This is a genomic window from Methylobacterium nonmethylotrophicum, assembly GCF_004745635.1.
In the GTDB taxonomy this organism is placed as follows: domain Bacteria; phylum Pseudomonadota; class Alphaproteobacteria; order Rhizobiales; family Beijerinckiaceae; genus Methylobacterium; species Methylobacterium nonmethylotrophicum.
Map to the genome: position 1 here is coordinate 47095 of NZ_SRLB01000024.1, position 19223 is coordinate 66317.

General features: G+C 67.1%; 16 protein-coding genes. 5 read left to right on the top strand and 11 right to left on the bottom strand.

Annotation, left to right across the window (positions count from 1 at the left end; translation table 11 throughout):
* The first annotated feature begins 57 nt into the window (after positions 1–57).
* The 4 genes from EU555_RS26080 (at position 58) to EU555_RS26095 (ending at position 5910) form a co-directional block, all read left to right on the top strand.
* The gene (locus EU555_RS26080) at positions 58–942 is read left to right on the top strand and encodes a cytochrome b/b6 domain-containing protein (protein WP_245524501.1); all 885 of its coding nucleotides are present in this window, start codon (positions 58–60) and stop codon (positions 940–942) included.
* A complete protein-coding gene (locus EU555_RS26085; RefSeq protein ID WP_135418293.1) occupies positions 939–1862 on the top strand; it encodes a molybdopterin-dependent oxidoreductase in 924 nt (307 codons plus the stop codon). The genes EU555_RS26080 and EU555_RS26085 overlap by 4 nt, the downstream gene beginning before the upstream one ends.
* Positions 1863–2729: 867 nt before the next feature.
* The gene (locus EU555_RS26090) at positions 2730–5492 is read left to right on the top strand and encodes a PAS domain-containing protein (RefSeq protein ID WP_167858666.1); all 2763 of its coding nucleotides are present in this window, start codon (positions 2730–2732) and stop codon (positions 5490–5492) included.
* A gap of 34 nt (positions 5493–5526) precedes the next feature.
* Entirely contained in the window at positions 5527–5910 is a 384-nt protein-coding gene (locus tag EU555_RS26095) for a response regulator (RefSeq protein ID WP_135418296.1), read from the top strand.
* Positions 5911–6311: 401 nt separating this feature from the next.
* Here EU555_RS26095 and EU555_RS26100 read toward each other — a convergent pair whose 3' ends face one another.
* The 7 genes from EU555_RS26100 to nikA are packed head-to-tail and all read right to left on the bottom strand — an operon-like array spanning position 6312 to position 13881.
* Positions 6312–8480, bottom strand: a complete 2169-nt coding sequence (locus EU555_RS26100; RefSeq protein WP_135418298.1) for a TonB-dependent siderophore receptor — start codon at positions 8478–8480, stop codon at positions 6312–6314.
* A gap of 3 nt (positions 8481–8483) precedes the next feature.
* Positions 8484–8945: a nickel-responsive transcriptional regulator NikR gene (gene nikR / locus EU555_RS26105; RefSeq protein WP_135418300.1), complete on the bottom strand. Its 462-nt coding sequence runs from the start codon at positions 8943–8945 to the stop codon at positions 8484–8486.
* Positions 8945–9736: an ATP-binding cassette domain-containing protein gene (locus EU555_RS26110; protein WP_135418302.1), complete on the bottom strand. Its 792-nt coding sequence runs from the start codon at positions 9734–9736 to the stop codon at positions 8945–8947. Before EU555_RS26110 ends, nikR begins: the two co-directional genes overlap by 1 nt.
* Positions 9733–10527: an ATP-binding cassette domain-containing protein gene (locus EU555_RS26115; RefSeq protein WP_135418304.1), complete on the bottom strand. Its 795-nt coding sequence runs from the start codon at positions 10525–10527 to the stop codon at positions 9733–9735. Before EU555_RS26115 ends, EU555_RS26110 begins: the two co-directional genes overlap by 4 nt.
* Complete coding sequence (gene nikC, locus EU555_RS26120) at positions 10524–11363, bottom strand: nickel ABC transporter permease subunit NikC (RefSeq protein WP_135418306.1); 840 nt, start codon at positions 11361–11363, stop codon at positions 10524–10526. The genes EU555_RS26115 and nikC overlap by 4 nt, the downstream gene beginning before the upstream one ends.
* The gene (gene nikB, locus EU555_RS26125; protein ID WP_135418308.1) at positions 11360–12301 is read right to left on the bottom strand and encodes a nickel ABC transporter permease subunit NikB; all 942 of its coding nucleotides are present in this window, start codon (positions 12299–12301) and stop codon (positions 11360–11362) included. The genes nikC and nikB overlap by 4 nt, the downstream gene beginning before the upstream one ends.
* Positions 12301–13881 carry a nickel ABC transporter substrate-binding protein gene (gene nikA, locus EU555_RS26130; RefSeq protein ID WP_135418310.1) on the bottom strand — a complete coding sequence of 527 codons (1581 nt, stop codon included), beginning with the start codon at positions 13879–13881 and terminating at the stop codon, positions 12301–12303. The genes nikB and nikA overlap by 1 nt, the downstream gene beginning before the upstream one ends.
* A 322-nt stretch (positions 13882–14203) precedes the next feature.
* On the opposite strand from nikA, the gene EU555_RS26135 reads away from it, so the two are divergent.
* On the top strand, positions 14204–15001 hold the full coding sequence (locus EU555_RS26135; protein ID WP_135418312.1) for a phosphodiesterase: 798 nt from the start codon (positions 14204–14206) through the stop codon (positions 14999–15001).
* A gap of 939 nt (positions 15002–15940) precedes the next feature.
* On the opposite strand, the gene EU555_RS26140 is transcribed toward EU555_RS26135, so the two are convergent.
* The 4 genes from EU555_RS26140 to EU555_RS26155 all read right to left on the bottom strand — a co-directional run bounded on the left by EU555_RS26140 (position 15941) and on the right by EU555_RS26155 (position 18943).
* On the bottom strand, positions 15941–16171 hold the full coding sequence (locus EU555_RS26140; protein ID WP_135418313.1) for a hypothetical protein: 231 nt from the start codon (positions 16169–16171) through the stop codon (positions 15941–15943).
* Between the two features lie 429 nt (positions 16172–16600).
* On the bottom strand, positions 16601–17326 hold the full coding sequence (locus EU555_RS26145) for an SOS response-associated peptidase (RefSeq protein ID WP_135418314.1): 726 nt from the start codon (positions 17324–17326) through the stop codon (positions 16601–16603).
* A gap of 11 nt (positions 17327–17337) precedes the next feature.
* Positions 17338–18333 (bottom strand): magnesium/cobalt transporter CorA, encoded by a 996-nt coding sequence (gene corA / locus EU555_RS26150; RefSeq protein WP_135418315.1) that lies wholly within the window; start codon positions 18331–18333, stop codon positions 17338–17340.
* A gap of 139 nt (positions 18334–18472) precedes the next feature.
* The gene (locus tag EU555_RS26155) at positions 18473–18943 is read right to left on the bottom strand and encodes a YbaK/EbsC family protein (protein WP_135418316.1); all 471 of its coding nucleotides are present in this window, start codon (positions 18941–18943) and stop codon (positions 18473–18475) included.
* Positions 18944–19223: the final 280 nt, after the last annotated feature.

A 19223-nucleotide genomic window follows, 5' to 3' on the forward strand; every position in this document is an offset into this window, starting at 1 on the left:
CGGCTCGGCCCTCGGGCCGGTCGCCGCGCCCCGAGGTCCCCAGGATACGCCGACATCGTGCCACGCACCTACCTGACGCGCTCTGCCCCCGATCTTGGCGAGGTCGAGCGCCGACGCTGGATGTTCCGCCATCCCGTCGTTATCCGGGTCACCCACTGGGTGAACGCGCTGTGCCTCCTCGTGCTGCTTATGAGCGGCCTGCAGATCTTCAACGCCCACCCAGCCCTGTACTGGGGCAAGGTCTCGACCTTTGACACGCCGTTGCTGGCGATGTCCGCAACCGAGGACGAGCCGCCGAAGGGCACGACGATGGTCCTAGGGCGGACCTTCGACACCACCGGCTATCTCGGCTCCTCAACCGGCGCCGACGGCGAGCCGGCCGACCGCGGCTTCCCGGCCTGGGCGACGCTGCCGAGCGACCAGGACCTCACCGGCGGTCGCAGCTGGCACTTCTTCTTCGCCTGGGCCTTCGTCCTGAACGGCGCCCTCTACCTGATCTACGGCCTGCTCAGCGGGCAATTGCGCTTCCGTGTCGTCCCGCAGCGTGACCAGATCCAGCGTTTCGGTGCGTCGATTTGGGAACATCTGACCCTGCGCTTTCCGCAAGGCGACGAGGCCAAGCGCTACAATGTCATCCAGAAGCTGACCTACGCCATCGTCCTGTTCGTGCTCCTGCCGGTGCAGGTGCTGGCGGGCTTGGCGATGTCACCGGCCATGGACGCCGCCTTCCCCTTCCTGCTGACGCTGTTCGACGGACGCCAGTCGGCCCGCACGGTCCACTTCGTCGTGGCGGCCCTGCTCGTCCTGTTCGTGGTCGTGCACGTCGCCCTGGTCCTGCTGTCGGGCTTCTGGAACAACATGCGCGGCATGCTCACCGGCTGGTTCGTGATCGAGCGCAAGGTCGAGCCAGCCGCCTCCATCGAAGGGGACCCCCGGTCATGAAGGGCTCGCCCAATCGTCGGTCCCTCCTGCTCGGAGCTTCCGCCACGGCCGCGGCGGCCATGCTCGTGGGCTGCGACCGCCTCGGCAACGCCGAGTGGTTCCGACGCACGCTGAAGACCGGCGAGGACGCCAACATGTTCGTCCAGCGCCTGCTCCTGGGCGAGGTGACGTTGGCACCGGAATACGCCGAGGCCGACATCTCGCCATGGTTCAAGCCGAACGGGACCGAGGACCCGCCGGACAAGGACTACAAGGCCCTGGCGAAGGGCAAGTTCGCCAAGTACCACTTGGAGGTCGGCGGCCACGTGGAGGAGCCCTTCAAGCTGTCTTTGGCCGACCTCCGCAAGCTCCCGGCCCGAACCCAGATCACGCGGCACGATTGCGTCGAGGGCTGGAGCGCCATCGGCAAATGGACCGGGGTGCCACTCGCCGAACTGCTCAATCGCGCCCGGCTCAAGCCGCAGGCGCGCTACGTGGTGTTTCACTGCGCCGACACTATGGACCAGGGTAACCCGCTCGAAGGCGGGGGAGACGATGAGGAGACCGACGAGGTCCCTGCCGGCAACGCTAACCCGAGCATGACCAAGCAGTCGGGCGGCGACGAGAACAGGAAGGATTACGGCGGTCAACAGGCGACGGTTGGCACCGCGGTAAGCGGCGGAACGCCGGTTCGGTTCTACGAGAGCATTGATCTGGTCGACGCGTTCCATCCTCAAACCATCCTCGCCTACAACATGAACGGAGAGGCCCTTCCTGTATCGAACGGCGCGCCATTACGCCTACGCGTTGAGCGAAGCCTCGGATACAAGCAGGCAAAGTACGTGATGCGCATCGAGGTGGTCGAGAGCTTCGCCCATATCGGCGAGGGCAAGGGCGGTTACTGGGAGGACCAGGGCTACGCTTGGTATGCCGGGATCTGACCTGCCTCTCGTCAGGGTTCCGCCGGCATCTGTGCGGGAAAGCCCTTGTTGATCGTGTCGATGACCGCGCCTCAAGGGGAGTCCAAGTTGCCGGAGTGTTGACGAACACTTGCTTCGAGGAGGCGCCGACGGCGATCCGGGCGATTAGCATGCGTTACAGGCTGAACGTCCGTTCTCGGGCCGCGAGTTAGGGTCCGTTCCCCACCCGTTGCAGACGGACCGTCTGGTTCGATTTGGGCATACCCCTGGTGAACCCGCCTCAGAGCGGCCTGGGGACACCTACCAGACCGGCCAAACTGAACCGGCAACAGGTGAACCATCCCAACTGGATCAGTAGCCACTCGCCGCATCGCGTTTTGTCCGCATGAGCATGCCCCTGCGGACATGGTGCAACGCACAATGCTAATCTCATCCCTTGACCGCCGGGGTCCATTCGCCTCCGGCCTCGACCCATGCGAGCGCCGCGCTCGCCTACGATCCCTGCGCGCAGTCTCCCGCCTCCACGTTGGCCCGTGAGGCGCAGCCCTCGACGCCGCGCTCAACGCGGCCGAGAACGATGAAGGGCAGCTCGCCAAGGCACTGACGGCCCTCAACTGGCTCGCCTCCCTCGACCCGCGGCGCGTGCTTGCGTCCTATGCCGCGTTCACCGCACCAGCGGCAGCGTGAGGGGGGCGCGGTCCGCGCCTCACGACTCCCCAAATCGCAGGTAACCGAAACCGGGTGGCAAAGCCGAACGTCGCCGTTACAAGCGGGATGCAGACGGGTGCGAAGGGCTCGCCGTGCGTGTGAGCTGCTGTGACGCAAATCGACCCCACTAGCCATTCCCTTGCCAATCTGGCCCGACTCGCGGCTCTCGATGCTTTGGCGGTGCTCGACACCCCGACCGAGCAGGGCTTCGATGATGTTGTGCGCCTCGCTTCTCGCCTCTGTGTGGCGCCCGTCGCTCTTGTCAGCCTCGTTGCCGCCGATCGACAGTGGTTCAAGGCCAATGTCGGCTTCCCGCGCTGCGAAACCGACCTTGAGCGCTCGGTCTGCAAGTTCGCACTCTCCGAGCCCGATCTGCTCGTCATTCCGGATCTCACCGCTGACCCGCGTACGGCACCAAACCCCCTTGTCACGGGGGAGCCGCATATTCGCTTCTACGCCGGAGCACCGTTGCGCCTGACGAACGGCGCGTTCGTCGGCTCGCTGTGTGTCATTGATACCGTTGCCCGGCCCGCGGGGCTGACCCCGGAACAGGGGGACGACCTGCGCGCCCTGGGCCGCCAGGTTGTCCTCCTGCTTGAGGCGCGACGATCGATGGTCCGCGACAGGGCCGAAGCTATCGAGAAGGGGGAAGCACAAGCCTCCGCGCTCGCGCGCGCCGCGGTGAGCGAGGCGCAGAACGTCTCCCTCCGCATCAGCGACCAACGCTCGCGCTCCGCCCAAGAAGCTGGGGGCGTCGGCACGTTCGAGCTGATCGTCGCTTCCGACATGATGCAGGTTTCGGCCGAGTTCTGTCGCCTCTACGGCGTGCCAGTCGCTCCCGTCTACTCGGCCGCGATCTTCGAGGCGCTGGTGCTGCCCGAGGACGCCAGCGTGCGCTCCAGCGACGCGAGCCGCGAGGATGGCAGCGCAACGCTCGATGTCGAGTACCGCATCCACCGTGCGGACGACGGCGAGCTGCGTTGGATCGCACGTCGGGCGAGCTTCACCCGCGACGAGCATGGGACCGTCGTCGGCATGTTCGGTACCGTCCGGGACGTCACCGAGCGCCGCAAGGTGCAGGACGCCCTACACGCCAGCGAGGCACTGGCTCGGCAGAACGTCCAGCGCGTCCAGCTGGCGCTGGCGGCCGGGGCGATCATTGGCACCTGGAATTGGGACATTCCCTCAGACCGCTTCACCATCGACGAAGCCTTTGCCCAGACCTTCGGGCTTGATCCAGCCCTCGGACGTGAAGGCATCCCGCTCGCTCAGATCGTCGCCACCGTGCATCCCGACGACAAGCTTGGGTTATCGGCCGCCATCACCACCGCTATTTTGCGGGGCGGTGCCTACGCTCATCAGTACCGGGTGCGCCGAACGGACGGGCGCTACTACTGGATCGAGGCCAACGGTCGGGTTGACAGGGCGGAGGATGGTACACCGCTGAGCTTCCCTGGCGTCCTGCTCGATATTGAGGAGCGACGCGCTGCCCAGGCCGCGCTGACCGCGAGCGAGAGCCGATTGAGGGCGCTCGTGACTGCGGGCGCACAGTCCGTCTACCGAATGAGCCCCGACTGGCAGGAAATGCGCCAGCTCGACGGACGTGGCTTCCTCGCCGACACGGTAGTGCCAAGCGTGCACTGGCTCGACCTCTACATCGATCCCGCCGACCGCCCGGAGGTGATGGCAGCGATCGAGGATGCGATCCGGCGCAAGGGCACGTTCGAGCTTGAGCATCGGGTGCGGCGGGCCGATGGAAGCTTTGGCTGGATGCTCTCACGCGCCGTTCCTCTCTTCGAGGAGCATGGCGAGATCGCGGAGTGGTTCGGGGCGGCGAGCGACGTGACCGCCCGTCGAACCGCCGAGGCGCGGCAGGCAGCATTGGTCGAGATGGGCGATCAGTTGCGCGACCTTGGCACGGTGCCTACCATCGTACACGCAGCGGCCGGGATCGTCGCGCGGGTACTCGGTGCAACACGTGCCGGTTATGGCTTGGTCGATGTCGCACGCGAGACGGTAGAGATCCCATCCGATTGGTGCGCACCGGGGGTTTCCTCAGTCGCGGGTCTGCACGACTTCCGCGACTACGGCTCATACATTGAGGACCTACGGCGCGGCGCAGCCGTCCTGATCGGTGATGTAGAGCGCGACCCGCGCACTCAGAAGAGCGCGGTGATGCTGCTCGCGATCGGTGTGCGGACGCTGATCAACGTGCCCGTGATGGAGCGCGGGCGCCTCGTCGGGATTGGCTTCATCCACTCCGATCGACCTCACGCCCTCTCAGCCGAGGAATTGGCCTTTGTGCGGGCCGTGGCGGATCGGATCCAGGTCGCTGTGGCGCGTGTGCAGGCGGAGGCGCAGCAAGTACTGCTGAACGGCGAGCTGTCGCACCGGCTCAAGAACACCCTGTCGATGGTGCAGGGTATCGCCAGCCAGACGCTACGCAGCGTGCCGGACCAGGCCCCCGTCCAGGCTTTCACGCAGCGGCTGGTAGCCCTATCGCAGGCGCACGATGTGCTCTTGCAGGACAGCTGGACAGCCGCGCCGATGCGCGCCGTCGTCGACCGTGTGCTGGCCGTGCAAGCGCCCCTGGAGCGCTTCCAGATCAATGGCCCCAACCTCTCGCTGGCCCCTCAGGCGACACTGTCGCTCTCGATGCTGCTGCACGAGCTGACCACGAACGCCGTAAAGTACGGCGCGCTCTCGACAGAAGCGGGGATGGTCAATGTTGCCTGGTGGGTCGAGGATGACGACGATCGAACGGCCGTGCTGACCTGGCAGGAGCATGGTGGTCCGCCAGCGCAAGCGCCAACGCGCCGTGGTTTCGGAACGCGGTTGATTCAGCTTGGGCTGGTGGGAACCCGTGACACTCGGCTGAGTTATAACCAGTTGGGCTTCGGTGCTGAATTTCGAGCGCCTAGCTCAGAAATGGTAGCGTCGTGATCCGGGCGGTGACGGGTTCTCACGAGGGGAGCCCATGACGACGCAGCGCGACGAGCGCCGACCGATCGTACTTCTGATTGAAGACGACCCGATCCTGATGATGACCCTGTCGGACCTGATCGAGGATGCCGACTGTGACGTTGTCGAGGCAACGACGACCGCCAAGGCGATCCGTATCCTTGAGGAGCGCACGGACATCCGCGTGGTGATGGCGGACCTGGATGTGCGCGGATCGGTGATGGGGCTGAAGCTAGCCGCCCTGATCCGAGATCGCTGGCCGCCAATTGAGCTTATCCTGACGGGTGCGGTGAAGCCGGATCTGTCGAGCATTCCGACCCGTGGTGTGTTCCACGACAAGCCATTCGACCATGCGGGCATCATCCAAAGCGTTCGCTCGCTCGCATCAGCCAACAGTTGATTAAAGTCCGTAATGGTTCGAAAGCGGCCCGAAGCGACGCCTAAAGACCGTTAGGGTATACCCATGCGGACATGCCACGGACGCATGACCGGTTAAGATGGATCTGTGACGTCCACCAACGACGCGGTCCGATTTGGGATGCCGCTCATGTGGACCTGAGCTGGAGCCGGTCCGATGAAGCAGGACCTAACGGACTGATCAAGGCGGTGCGTCTGATGCATGGATAGGTGTCGAGCGCGCTGCAAACGCACTCGCTGCCTCGTTTGGTCGCCGTCCTTGGCCTAACCAATTGTCCTCATTCCGAATTTGCTCAGCGGACACGTTCGAGGATCAATACAAATAGATACAGCTCCTATATTGCTTCCGTATCAGCCTGTTTATGGACTACTCAAGGCGCAATATTAGAATCTAACTGATACAGCACCAGTAAATCGGCGTGGAGATCCGGGATAAACTCGAAATACGTTCAGCGAACTCTCGTAGTAAGTGGTGTCAAACACGTTCTCGATATTCAGAGAGAAGCGGATGTTCTCCCAGCGGTAGTAGGCGAGCGCGTCCACCGCGATGTACGCGGGCAGCGTGAAGCCGGTGCCGGCGGCGTCGCCCGCACGTGCACCGACAGCGCGCACACCGCCGCCGATCCCGAACCCCTTCCACTCCCCGCCTTGCGCCTCGTAAACCGCGAGCAGGCTGCCGCTGTGGCGCGGCACGTTGACCAACGGGGCGCCGACCGGCAGCACGTTGTCCTTCGTCACCATGGCGTCGGCGAAGACGTAGCCGGCCAGGATCTTCAGCTCCGGCGAGAGCTGGCCAGCGGCGGTAAACTCGAAGCCCTGGCTGCGCACACCGCCCGCCGCGATCGAGAAGCCGCTATTGTTGGGGTCGGGCGTGAGCACGTTCTGCCGCTCGACCCGGAAGGCGGCTGCCGTCAGTCCGAGCGCCCCGCCGAACAGGTCGAGCTTCGCGCCAATTTCGTAGCCGAGTCCGGTCTCGGGCTCGACCGGCTTGCCGGGCGACACGGCGGCTGCGTCTGGGCCGATGTTCGGCCGGAAGCTGGTGCCGACGTTGGTGTAGAGCGCAAGCTCCGGCAGCGGCTGGTAGACCAGGCCGGCCCGTGGCGAGGCCGCCGCTCGGGTCTGGTCGGCTTGGCTGCGCGGGATGCGCTCCCTGAATGAGTCCTCGAAGAAGTCGAACCGCACGCCGACGAGTGCCTTCCACTCCGGCGAGAGCACGATCTGATCCTGGGCGTAGAGCGCAGTGTTCGTTACCCGCTCGAGGTTGTTGCGCGGGATGGTGAGCGGCGGCAGCGCTTGGCCGTAGCGCGGATCGTAGATGTCGATCGCGTAGGGGTTGGTGCGGAAGTTCGAGCGCAGGTAGAGCGTGCGGCTGTCGGTGCTCTCGCGCTCGAAGCCGAGGAGCAGGGTGTGGCCGAGCCCGGCGGTGTCGAAGCGCCCGACCACCTCGGCTTGGCCGATCGCCACGTCCCAACGGTAGTCGCGGACGTTGCGGTCGCGTGAAACGGTGCGGTTGTCGGCCGCGATGGCGCGGATCTCCGCCGACTCGCCTTCCAGGGTACCGGTGCTGAAGTGGGTGGCGAGCCGCATCTGCCAGTCGGCGTTAAAGCGGTGGTCGATCCGGACCTGCAGCGTATCGGACGACTGATAGGTGCTCTGCCCCGGCTCGCCGAGGAAGCGCGAGATCGGCAGGAAGCCGAGCTGCTTGTTGATCGCGATGACACCGCGATCGAAGATGATCCGGTTGCGCTGGATGTCGGCCTCGACCGTGATCCGCGTGTCGGGCGTGACCTGCCAGCTCACGACTGGGGCGACGAGCAGCCGATCGCTGTCGACGAAATCGCGGAAGCTGCCAGCACCCTGCGCCGCGAAGTTGAAGCGGTAGAGAACCGTGCCGTCCTCGGTGAGAGGCCCGCCCGCGTCGATGGTGCCCCGAGCCAGACCATACGAGTCGACCTGGTTACCGAACTCGACGAAGCGTTGGGCGGTAGGTTGCTTGGTGATGATATTGATGAGGCCGCCCGGGTCGCTACGTCCGAACAGGCCGGCACCCGGTCCCTTCAGAACCTCGATACGCTCGATGTTCTGCGCATCGGGCGGCGGGGGCGTGCCGCGATTGAGCGGGAAGCCGTTCTGGTAGATCTCCGAGGTGGTGACGCCGCGGATGGCGTAGCTGAAGATGCTCAGGCCGCCGAAGTTGTTCTGCTGCGTCACCCCCGGCAGGTAGTTGAAGGCGCGGTCGACGCGGGTGGCGGCGATGTCGGTGATGACCTCACGCGGCGCGACGGTGACGACCTGTGGCACATCACGTTGAGGCGTGTCGGTCTTCGTGCTGCTGACGGCACGGTCGCCGCGAAAGCCAGGGGTCGGACCGATCAAGCCGATCGTACCAGCGGCCGTCGTGGTGGGCACGGGCGCCGTCGGCCGGCTGCCCTGCACCTCGATCTCGTCGAGCGCGATGGTGTCCTGCGCCCGCGTGTCGTTGATCGGCAGGACAGCCGAGAGAATGAGCGCCCACGTGAGCGGGCGGGCGTGGGCGGGTGGAGCTGCAGCCATGGTTCACGTCCGGATGTGTTCGTGGGGGTGCGGATCCGGCCCGTGGCAATGGTCGCCGACCTCGATCCGCGCCGGAATGATCGAGAGACTGTCGTGGCGAACGCCGCGCTGGGTCGCGACCTCGTCGGCGAAGGCGAGGATGTCGCGCACCCGGCCGCGGACGAGGAGCGTATGGAGGCTGGCGTCGTGGTCGAGGGGAACCTGGACTTGAGCGATCACCAGGTCGTGCCGCCGCTGCTGCACCTCGGCCAGGCGCTGCCCCAGATCGCGCACGCCGGCCTCGGCCACGAAGGTGAAGGTCGCGACGCAGGACAGGTCGGGGTCGCACTGACGGCGCGTCTCGGCGAGGCCGCGGCGCAGGAGGTCGCGCATTGCCTCCGAGCGGCCGGCATAGCCGCGCTGCTCGACGGTCCGGTCGACCTCCGCGACGAGGTCGGGGTCCAGTGTGACGGTGATCCGCTGCATCAGCTCGCATCCCCAGGAGAGACCGGCAGCACGGCATCGATCAGCTCGCGCGCAGCTGGATGCGACAGCGCGAGGCTGGGCCGGCACGGCGAGGTATCGACGATCCGGCCCTCGCTCAGCACCACGACACGGTCCGCGAAGCGGCGCGCCAGGCGAACGTCATGGGTGATGAGGAGAAAGGCGGTCCCCCGTTCGCGCCGCAGGGTCGCGAGGCGGTCGAGAATGTCGACTTGGCGCGGCGCGTCGAGGTTCGAGACTGCCTCGTCGAGGACGACGAGGGCGGGCCGGGTGGCCAGTGCCCGGGCGAGCCCGATCCGCTGCACCTGGCCGCCGGAGAGCTGGCCCGGCAATCGGCCCGCCGCCTCGGGATCGAGGCCGACCAGTTCGAGAAGCTCGCCGACGCGCCCGGTGCGCGCAGTAACCGGAAGATCGGTCAGGTGGCGCAGCGGCTCGGCGAGGATCCGCCCGACCGCGTGGCGCGGGTTCACCGCCGAGAGCGGATCCTGCAGCACCATCTGCACGGCGGCACGGAAGGCGCGGAGCCCGCCACGGTCGAGGCCGGCGAGAGGCCTGTCACGAAACAGCACCGCGCCGACATCGGCCGCCTCGAGCCCCATCAGCAGCCGGGCGAGCGTACTCTTGCCCGAGCCGCTGCGGCCGATTAGGGCGACGCACTCGCCGTCGGAGATCGTGAGATCGATCCCGGTCAGAACCGTGCGGGACGCCCCCCGCCGCCAGCCCGCGCCGGGATAGGCCTTGCCGAGGCCGCGCGCCGCGAGCAGGGCCGTCATGCCGGGACCTCGTGCAGCGCCCGGTGGGCAGCGAGGAGGGCCCGCGTCGTCGGCTCGCGGGGATCGGCGAAAAGCGCGGCAGCGGGGCCGGCCTCGACGATCCGCCCCGCCTCCATCACCGCCACCCGATCGGCGAGGCGGGCGACGACGCCGAGATCGTGCGTCACGATCAGGAGCCCCAAGCCCCGCTCGCGCACGAGGCTTGCCAGCAGGTCGAGGATGCGTCCTTGCGCGACGAGGTCGAGGTCGGTGGTCGGCTCGTCGGCCACCAGGAACGGAGCGCCGGAGAGGAGCGCCAGCGCAATCATCGCCCGCTGCAGCATGCCGCCCGACATCTGGAACGGGTAGAGGCCGGGCACGCGCGGATCGTCGCCGAGCCCGACATCCGCCAGGGCCCGGCCGATCGCGGCACGTCCGACCCTGCCGCGCGATCCCGCCACCGCCAGGGTCTCGCCGGCATGGTCGGCGATGGTGCGCAAGGGATTGAAGGCGGTGCGCGGCGCCTGGAGCACGCTGGCGACCACCCGGCCGCGCAAGGGGGCAGGCTCGGTCTCGGCCCCGTCGAGGAGGACCCGGCCTCCCCGGCGTCGGGTACCCGGCGGCAGCACGTCGAGAAGGGCGGCGCAGGCCAGCGACTTGCCGGACCCGCTCGCCCCGACGAGGGCCAGGACCTCGCCCACGCGCATCTCCAGGCTGACGTCGCGGACGAGTAGCACCGCCTCGCGGCCGGCGCGTGTGTCGCGCCAGCTTTCGACGGACAGGCCCTCGGCACGAAGAACCCTCGCGCTCACAGGCCGCGTCCCGCGACGAGCGCCGGGTCGAGGCGGTCCCGCAGGGCGTCACCGAGGCGGTTGAAGCCAAGCACCGCCAGCGCGATCGCGAGGCCCGGCCAGACGACGAGGAGCGGTCGGGTCCAGAAGAAGGCGCGCGCGTCGTTGATCATCACGCCCCATTCCGGCGTCGGCGGCTGCACGCCGAGGCCGAGGAAGGAGAGGCCGGCGACGTGCAGGGCCATGTGGCCGATATCGAGGGTCGCGAGCGCGGCGAGCGGCGGCACCACGCCCGGCAGCACGTGCTCGGCGAAGATCGCGAGTGGCGGCGCACCGGCGATCCGCGCTGCCAGCACGTAGTCGCGGGTCTTCAGTTCCAGGACGAGACCGCGCACGATGCGCGCGTACCAGGCCCAGTGCGAGAGCACGATCGCCACGACGACGTTGACGAGGCCGGTCCCGAGCGCGCCGATCATGAACAGGGCGAGCACGAAGGTCGGGATGGTGAGGAAGACGTCGCAGAGCCGCATCAGCACCGCGTCGAGCCGGCCGCCGACCATGCCGGCGAGCCCTCCGACCGACAGCCCGAGGACGAGCACCAGGGCGAGGACGACGAGCACCGAGCCGAGGGTCGTGCGCGCTCCTGCGATCAGCCGCGAGAGGATGTCGCGGCCGAGATGGTCGGTGCCGAGGAGGTGGACGAGGTTCGGCGCTTCGAAGCGGTGGGCGAGATCGACCGCCAGCGGGTCGTGCGGCACGACGAGGGGCCCGACGAGCGCCAGCAGCACGAAGCCGGCGGCCAGGATCCCCGCGGCGGCGACGGAGCCGGATCGGACGGGCCGAGCGGTGGGGATCATGCGGCGGCGTCCCCGAGGCGAATGCGTGGGTCGAGCCACGCGTAGGCGAGGTCAACCGCAAGGTTGCACAGCACGAACACCACCGTCATCACCAGGGTGAAGCACTGGATCACTGGATAGTCGCGGTCGTAGATCGCCGAGACCGCGTAGCGGCCGACCCCCGGCCAGGAGAAGATTGTCTCGACGACGAGCGCGCCGCCGAGCAGCTCGCCGACATGCATGCCGGTCGCGGTGACAACGGGCACCAGCGCGTTGCGGAAGACGTGTCGGCGCGCCACCGCCGGCTCGGACAGGCCGCGCAGTCGCGCATAGAGCACGTGGCGGCCGCCAGCCGCCTCCAGCATGCTCGCCCGCAGGAGCCGGGCGTTGACCGAGAGCGACATCAGGCAGATGGCGAGCGCCGGCATGACGAGGTGGAGGGCCCCGCCGCGGCCCATCGGCGGCAGCCAGCCCAGGGTCACCGAGAAGGCGACGACGAGCAGGAACGCGACCCAGAAGTTCGGCAGCGAGACGCCGAGCACCGCGATGCCGCGCACCAGCCGGTCCTGCCAGCCGCCGCGATGCCGGGCGGCCCAGGCGCCGAGCGGCAGGCTGACGAGGAGGCTCACCGCCAGCGCCGTGCCGGCGAGTTCGAGAGTGGCGGGGAGGTAGCCAAGGAGATCCGGCAGCACCGGCCGGCGGGTGGCGTAGGACAGGCCGAAATCGCCCTGGAGCGCTCGCCACAGCCAGTCGAGGTACTGGACTGCAAAAGGACGGTCGAGGCCGAGCATCGCCCTGGCGTCGGCGAGCGCGGCGTCGGTCGGCGGCACCTGCGACAGGCGTAGGTAGTCGAGAGCCGGGTCGCCAGGCCCGAGCCGCAAAACCACGAAGACGAGGAGCGAGACCCCGAGCAGCATCGGCGGGATCAGCACGAGACGCGCCAGCGCGAAACGCAGCATCAGCGGCCCGCTCCTGGCGCAGCCGGTCGCATCGCGGCGAATGGGATCTCGTTCAGCGTGGCCCCGAAGCTGACGCCGGTGATCGTCGAGCGGTGGACCTCGATCGCCACTGCGTGGGAGATCGGCAGGTAGACCGCCGCTTCGTGCAGGGCGGTCAGGATCCGGGCGTAGAGGCGCTTGCGCTCGGTCGGGTCCGTGGCGGAGAGCGCCGCCGTGATGGCGCCGTCGATCTCTGCTTTGTCGGGGAGGCCCCTCTGGGCTTGATAATCGGCGTGCGACGGCGCCCTCATCGCGCTCACGAAAGAGGCGGGATCGTAGGGTGGTCCCCAGGTCTCGCCGAAGATCATCCCGAAGCGGCCATCCTTCTGGCGGCCGAGGATCGAACTCTCCTCCTCACCGACGAGGCGCACAGCGATGCCGACCCGGGCGAGATCGGCCTGGATCACTTCGGCGATCGCCTTCTGCTGAGCGTTCGTGCTGATGAAGTCGAGTTCGACGCTGAGCGGACGGCCGCCCTTCCCCCGTATCCCGTCGGCCCCCCGCACCCACCCCGCCTCGGTGAGGAGACGGTCCGCCGCCGCCCGGTCGAAGCCATGGGGAGCGAGCCCGACATCGGCGTCGGGCACGGTGGGTGCGAACAGGAAGTCGGCCCGAGGCTCGAGGCCATCGAGCACCGTGCGCACCAGGGTGTCCTTGTCGACGGCCTGGTTGATCGCGAGCCGCACCGCCCGGTCATCGGTCGGGAAGCGCGCGGAGTTGAGCGCGAGGACACGGGTCGCGAGCGGGGTTGAAACCGCTGCGGAGAAGGCCGGCGTCTGATCGCGCAGGCGTAGGAAGGCTTCCGAGGGGATCTGCCCGGCTGCACCGTGGACCAAGTCGACCTCGCCGGTTTGCAGGGCGATGGCGCGGGTGTTGGGGTCTGGGATCACCTTGACGACGAGGCGCTCGAACGCCGGCTTCCCACCCCAGTAGGTCGGGTTGGCCGCGAACGTGTCGGAGATCCCAAGCCGCGTCTCGACGAGGCGCCAGGGACCCGTGCCCGATGGCTCCCTGATCCCGCCGGCCGTGGTGCCACCCTCCCGCATGGCGGCAGGCGAGACGAAACGGAACGGTCGCGGCAGCGAGAGTTCTTTTAGGGTAGGGGCGTGCGGTGCCTTGAGCACGAGGCGAAAGGCGAGGGGCCCAATCACTTCGGTTCGGGCAATCTGCCGGGTGAGGTCGAGCCAATCATGGCGGGATCGGTTGGCTAGGATCGCGTCGAAGTTGGCCTTCACCGCTGCGGCGTTGAACGGCGTGCCGTCACTGAAGCTGACATCAGGGCGGAGGGTAAAGTCGTAGGTGCGTCCATCCTCCGAGATCGTCCAGGCTGTCGCGAGCCAGGGCGCCATCGTGCCGTCGACCTGGTACTTGACCAGCGGCTCGTAGACGCTGGCCTGGGCGAACATCTGGTTGGGCGCGTAAAGGTGGGGGTTCAATGGCCCGACATTCGCCGGCCAGGAATACGTGAGCTGCTGGCTGACCGCGGGGGTGACGGTGCAGGCCAGCAGCGCGGCAAAGGCGATGCTCGCCAGCTTGGACATCGGGCTACCGAGGTATGACGAACGCTGCAAAAGCTCCTACACCTTGATACGTGGACGGCTTCGAATGCGCCAGCGGCGCTGAACCGCTTTCGCGCCTTGTCATCGCTGATTATCCGACCAGGCATCATCCGCGATCGCGTGAGTGTCCGGATGGGGTGGGAAGCGGCTGTTCCCCGGACGGATGCCGAGTGGCAGTATCTCGATACAAGCCGACATCGAGTCAGCAGACGCCGAGCCGTCACTCACGATCCGTTGTAGTCCTTGCCGAGATGCACAGACGAAGGCAGCAACCTAAGTTGCCAGTATTTTTTCGGAGATCTAAATGCTGATCGCTCATTTTTCGGATCCGCATTTGCGAGATCGCGGCAAGCTGTATCATGGTCTAGTTGACTCGAATTCTATGTTCGAGTCTGCCATCCGTCACTTGAATAATCTCGACCCGCAGCCCGATATCGTTCTCGTCAGCGGCGATATCGTAGACCATGGAACAGAAGCTGAATATGAAAATGCAGCAGTGATCTTGGACAAGATCCGTCAACCGCTCCTCATTATTCCTGGCAATCACGACGACCGAGAAATCTTCAGGGTTCGCTTGCCCCACCATGCGATCCCAGCGGCCTCGGGCCCCCTTCACTTCGCCGTCGGCGATCTCGGGGCAGTACGCATCCTGGGTCTCGACGTGACGGTTCCCGGAGCCCACCATGGCGAGATGGATGATGCTGCCTGCGACTGGCTGGAGACAAGCCTTGCGGAGGAGCCCGAACGCCCGACCATCGTCATGATGCATCAGCCGCCCGTCCTGAGCGGCATTTCCTATATTGACACCTATCGCTGCCTGCATGGCGAAAGATTGGAGCAAATTATCCTGCGCTACCCCGCCGTCGAACGCATCCTGTGCGGTCATATTCATCGCTTCATGCAGAGGCGTTTTGGCGGCACATTACTGATGACAGCGCCCAGCACTACGACGGCTATCGCGTTACGGCTAGGTGCCAACGCTGAGCCCGGCAGTTTCATAGAACCTCCGGCCATGCTGCTGCATCAGTGGCAACCGGGCTCCGGGCTCCTGACACACCTTGTGCCGATTGGCTCCTTTCCCGGTCCGCTGCCGTTTTTCTGATCGCCGCAGACCATTCATCGCTTCCCGCCCCATCCGGACGTTCGATCCGCTCCCACCGAATGACTGCTGCGGGTCCAGGCTGTGTGAAACTCGCGCGCGCCACGAGATTGTAGAACATTCTTCCACGCTTCCGCCATTTGAGCATCCTGGAAGGCAGCCGAAAGGACGGCAGGATGCCCGAAGCGGCGCGGCCGAGGATGCGTGTGGGGGAGATCCTTCTGCGGGCTCCGGGTTTTCACACGGCCTCGGTCGGGAGCGGCGGTTCGCTCCGATCTGAACACAACCCCCTTCACCCCTTCCTTGCGCAGGGCTGGCTTCGCACTCGCGGTGACGCTGCCGCATCTATTGGGGGAGCAGGCGAGATCGAGAGCAAAGAGGACGCGCGAAGCCTCCAGCAGGGGTTGGGTTCAGACGTCGCGGAATTTATCTGCGGCGCTGTCCCGGCAACAGTCTTGAACATTGTCCCCGGGTGTACTCCCCGCCAAGGGGTCCCCTCCCCCTTTGGAGTTGAGATCACACGGCCGCCGACGCGTCGGCCCAAAAAGGCTAGGTGAATCGCCGCTGGGAGTAGAGCACCATCTACCATCTCGGTTGGCTGGAACGGGCGCGCAGATGCACTGGCGTAACATGTGGCCTGCGCCAGCGTGGATGATGGCGGACGAGCGGGCAACCTGAGTCGGCCGGTTGATCGTAGATTACGGCGTAGAGGTTGGGTCCAGAAGCGTGATCACGCCGTCGGGCGGTTAGCCAACGTGGAAAAAACGCATTGAGTCACAATGAGGGACTTCAGGTGGTTAGCCAGTGCTAACCACCTGAAAAATAGATCTTATTACACTTCCTCCCTCTCCGCCAGAAATTCTTCCAAGACACCCATTTCAATGAGTTTTTGAAGAGGCCAGGGTTCGTGCCCCGGCCTCCGCCCCTCCGCGGGGGCTTACTTCAGCGCCGACCGAACGGAGTGTCAGAAGGCGGGGCCATCGGGCCCCGGTCCGCGACCCGGATGTCGCTGGCGAACTGGCGGAACGCCTGCACCAGGCCCCACGCAGGGCTTGCGAGGTTTTCTGGAAGGGCGTGCTCGTGAAGCACGCCGGGGAGCAGATCCACCGGCACCGGCCGTTTGATCTCTCCACGCTCGATCTGACCGACAATCTTCCTTGTCATGATGATCAAGGAGGGCACGTCCTTCCCATGCAGTCCATCGACCACACCGCCGCCCTCTCTCTTCATTACTTGCGTCAGATTGCCGACGGAACAATCTCCCTCCGACCCTTTAGTTTTGCAGGATCGCAGGCATGGTCAAGCGCAAGACTCAATACGTTCTCACCAACATTATCTGACATCCGCTGAGCCGCGCGTCTGTCCGGCGGCATCACCTGGCGGACCTGCTCCATGGTGAGGTGCCGCCGCCGGGCGATGTTCTGCGGCGGGACGTCGCCTGGATCGACCGTGAGGCGAACGGCCGGGGCACGCGGTTGGGGTGGGAGCTCTGGTCGCGCGGCACCTGCAGGGTGACATAGGCCGCGGGCTCCTCAGCCGGGAGGTTGCGGTCGAGTAGCTCGGCCACGATCCTGGGACACGATCCGCGGGAACGCGCCCCCTTCAGAACAACGACCCCTGCGCCTCCGTCTTCCGCTCCGGCGGCGGGGGAGCCGGTGCGTCCTCGTCCGGCCGCAGCAAACCCGCATCGTCGTTGCGCACGTCGTTCACCCGCCGGCTCGCCGGGGCGAGATCCAGCCAGTCCTCCGGAGCCGGGCGGCACAGGGCGCTCGCCTGTCCGGCATCGACGTCCCGCATGTCGAGCCAGCGGTCGACCCCCTCCGGCGACAGGATCGCCGGCATGCGCTCGTGGATGGCGGCCAGGAGCCCGTTGGCGCCGCAGGTGACGATCGCCGCGGTGTCGATCTCCGAGCCGTCGCGGCTGCTCCAGGTCTCCCACAGGCCGGCGAGCGCCATCGGGCGGCCGTCGGCGCGGCGGATGCTGTAGGGCGCCTGGCCCCGCGGACCGCCGCGGCGCCACTCGTAGAAGCCGTCGGCCAGGAAGACGCAGCGCCGGTAGCGTAGCGCATTGCGAAAGCTCGGCTTCTCGGACGCGGTCTCGATCCGGGCGTTGATCACGAGGGGAAAGTCGTCCGGCTCCTTGACCCAGGCCGGCAGGAAACCCCAGCGCATCAGGACGAAGCGCCGCCGCCCATGCTCGGACGTCACGACCGCCACCGGTTGGGTGGGCGCCACGTTGTGGCGGGCCGGGAAGTTCGGCTGGTCGGCGTAAGCGTAGGCCTCCCGGAAGGTCTCGGGCGAGGAGGTGACGAAGAAGCGGCCGCACATCGGTCAGGGCCTCACAGCCAGCGCTTCCAGCGGAAGAAGGCGTAAGGCAGGATTGCCGCCACCACCATCATCACCACCGCCATCGGGTAGCCGAAGCCCCATTCGAGCTCCGGCATCACCTTGAAGTTCATGCCGTACATCGAGGCGATCAGGGTCGGTGGCATGAACACCACCGCCATGACCGAGAACAGCTTGATGATGTTGTTCTGCTCGAGGTTGACGAGGCCCAGCGTGGCGTCGAGCAGGAACTGGATTTTTCCCGAGAGGAAGGTCGCGTGCTCCTCCAGCGACTGCAAGTCGCGCAGGGTGGAGCGGACCTCCTCGCGGATCTCGCGGGGCGCCTTGCTGGCGCGGTAGCTCGCCGAGAGCGAGAGCAGGATGCGCTCGACCGAGACCAGGCTCTCGCGCTGCTGCGACAGGAGCTCGTTGTGGCGGCCGAGCGCCCGCAGGGTGTCCTGCAATTCGGCATTGCGGGCGCTCGGATCGGCGTGCTCGGCGAAGATCAGGCGCGAGAGCCGGTCGATGCGCTCGCCCTGCGCCTGCAGCACGTCGGCGGCGCGGTCGATCACGGTCTCGATCAGGCCGGCCAGGATCGCCTCGCCGGTCAGCATCACCCCGGCCGGCCGCGCCGCCCGGTGGACGAACATCCGGAACGCCTGCGGATCGTCGTAGCGCACCGTCGCGAGCTTGTTGTCGCGCAGGATGAAGGTGACGCCGGTGAGCCGGGCGTCGTCGGTGTCGACCCGGCACAGGAGCCGCCCGGTCATGTAGCGGGCGCCGTTCTCCACGTAGAGGAGTTCGGAGGGCTCGATGTCCTCCATCTCCTCCCGGGTCGGGATCGAGATGCCGAGGAACGCCTCGACCTTGTGGTCCTCCTGGCGGGTCGGCTCGATCAGGTCGATCCAGAGCGCGTCCGACGGGATCGGCTCGGACATCTCGAGCAGGCGCCGCTCGAGGAGCGGCTGCCCGGTGCTGGCGCAGGCGTTCGGCTGATGGACGAAGATCAAGGGCGGTCTCGGACGGCAGTGACGCGGCAGGAGAGGCGTTGTGGCCCGGCCGCCTTGAAGGCTCCGTGACAGCGTGGCCGCGGGGCGCCGCATTGTCGATGACGCCCGATCCGCAGCCGCGCGGCGTTTTCGCTCACGCTCAAGCGTCGGGCGGCTGGCAGACGTCGATCCACTCCGCCCCGGTCAGCGCCGCGAGGCGATCGGGCGAGATCCGCACGGCGCTGTTGGCTGAGCCCGCCGCCGGCACCACCTCGTCGAAGGCCCGCAGGCTGACGTCGCAATAGACGGGGAGCGGCGTCGCGAGGCCGAACGGGCACACCCCGCCGACCGGGTGGCCGGTGATCGCCTCGACCTCCTCCGGGCCCAGCATCCGGGGCTTCGTCCCGAAGGCCGTCTTGGTCTTGCGGTTGTCGAGGCGGGCATCGCCCCGGGCGACGAGGAGCACCACCCGCTCGCCGAGGCGCAGCGACAGGGTCTTGGCGATGCGGGCCGGCTCGACGCCGTGGGCGGCGGCGGCGAGCGCCACGGTGGCCGAGCTCGCCTCGGTCTCGATCACCGTGAGGTCGGGAGCGCGGGCGGCGAGATCGGCCTTGACGGAGGCGAGGCTCATCGGCGGGCGGCCCCGCGTGGCGGGAGGGAACGGATCAAGGGCTGGCCCTCAAGGCTTGGGCAATGCGGGAACGCTGTCCCCTCGCCCGGCGCGGCCCGGCGCGCAAGTCCCCCTGCGGGCGGTCCGCCCCGTCCGGGGCACAGGCTGCCCCGGCGCGGGGTGCGGAAAACACTCTCCCGCCTCGTGCGGCGTCACAACCCGCTAGCCATGGCCAGCAACCTGTGCTGCATATTCCGCAACAGCAGCCGCGGAACGCGTGGGGCGTCGTCGGCCAAGCCCG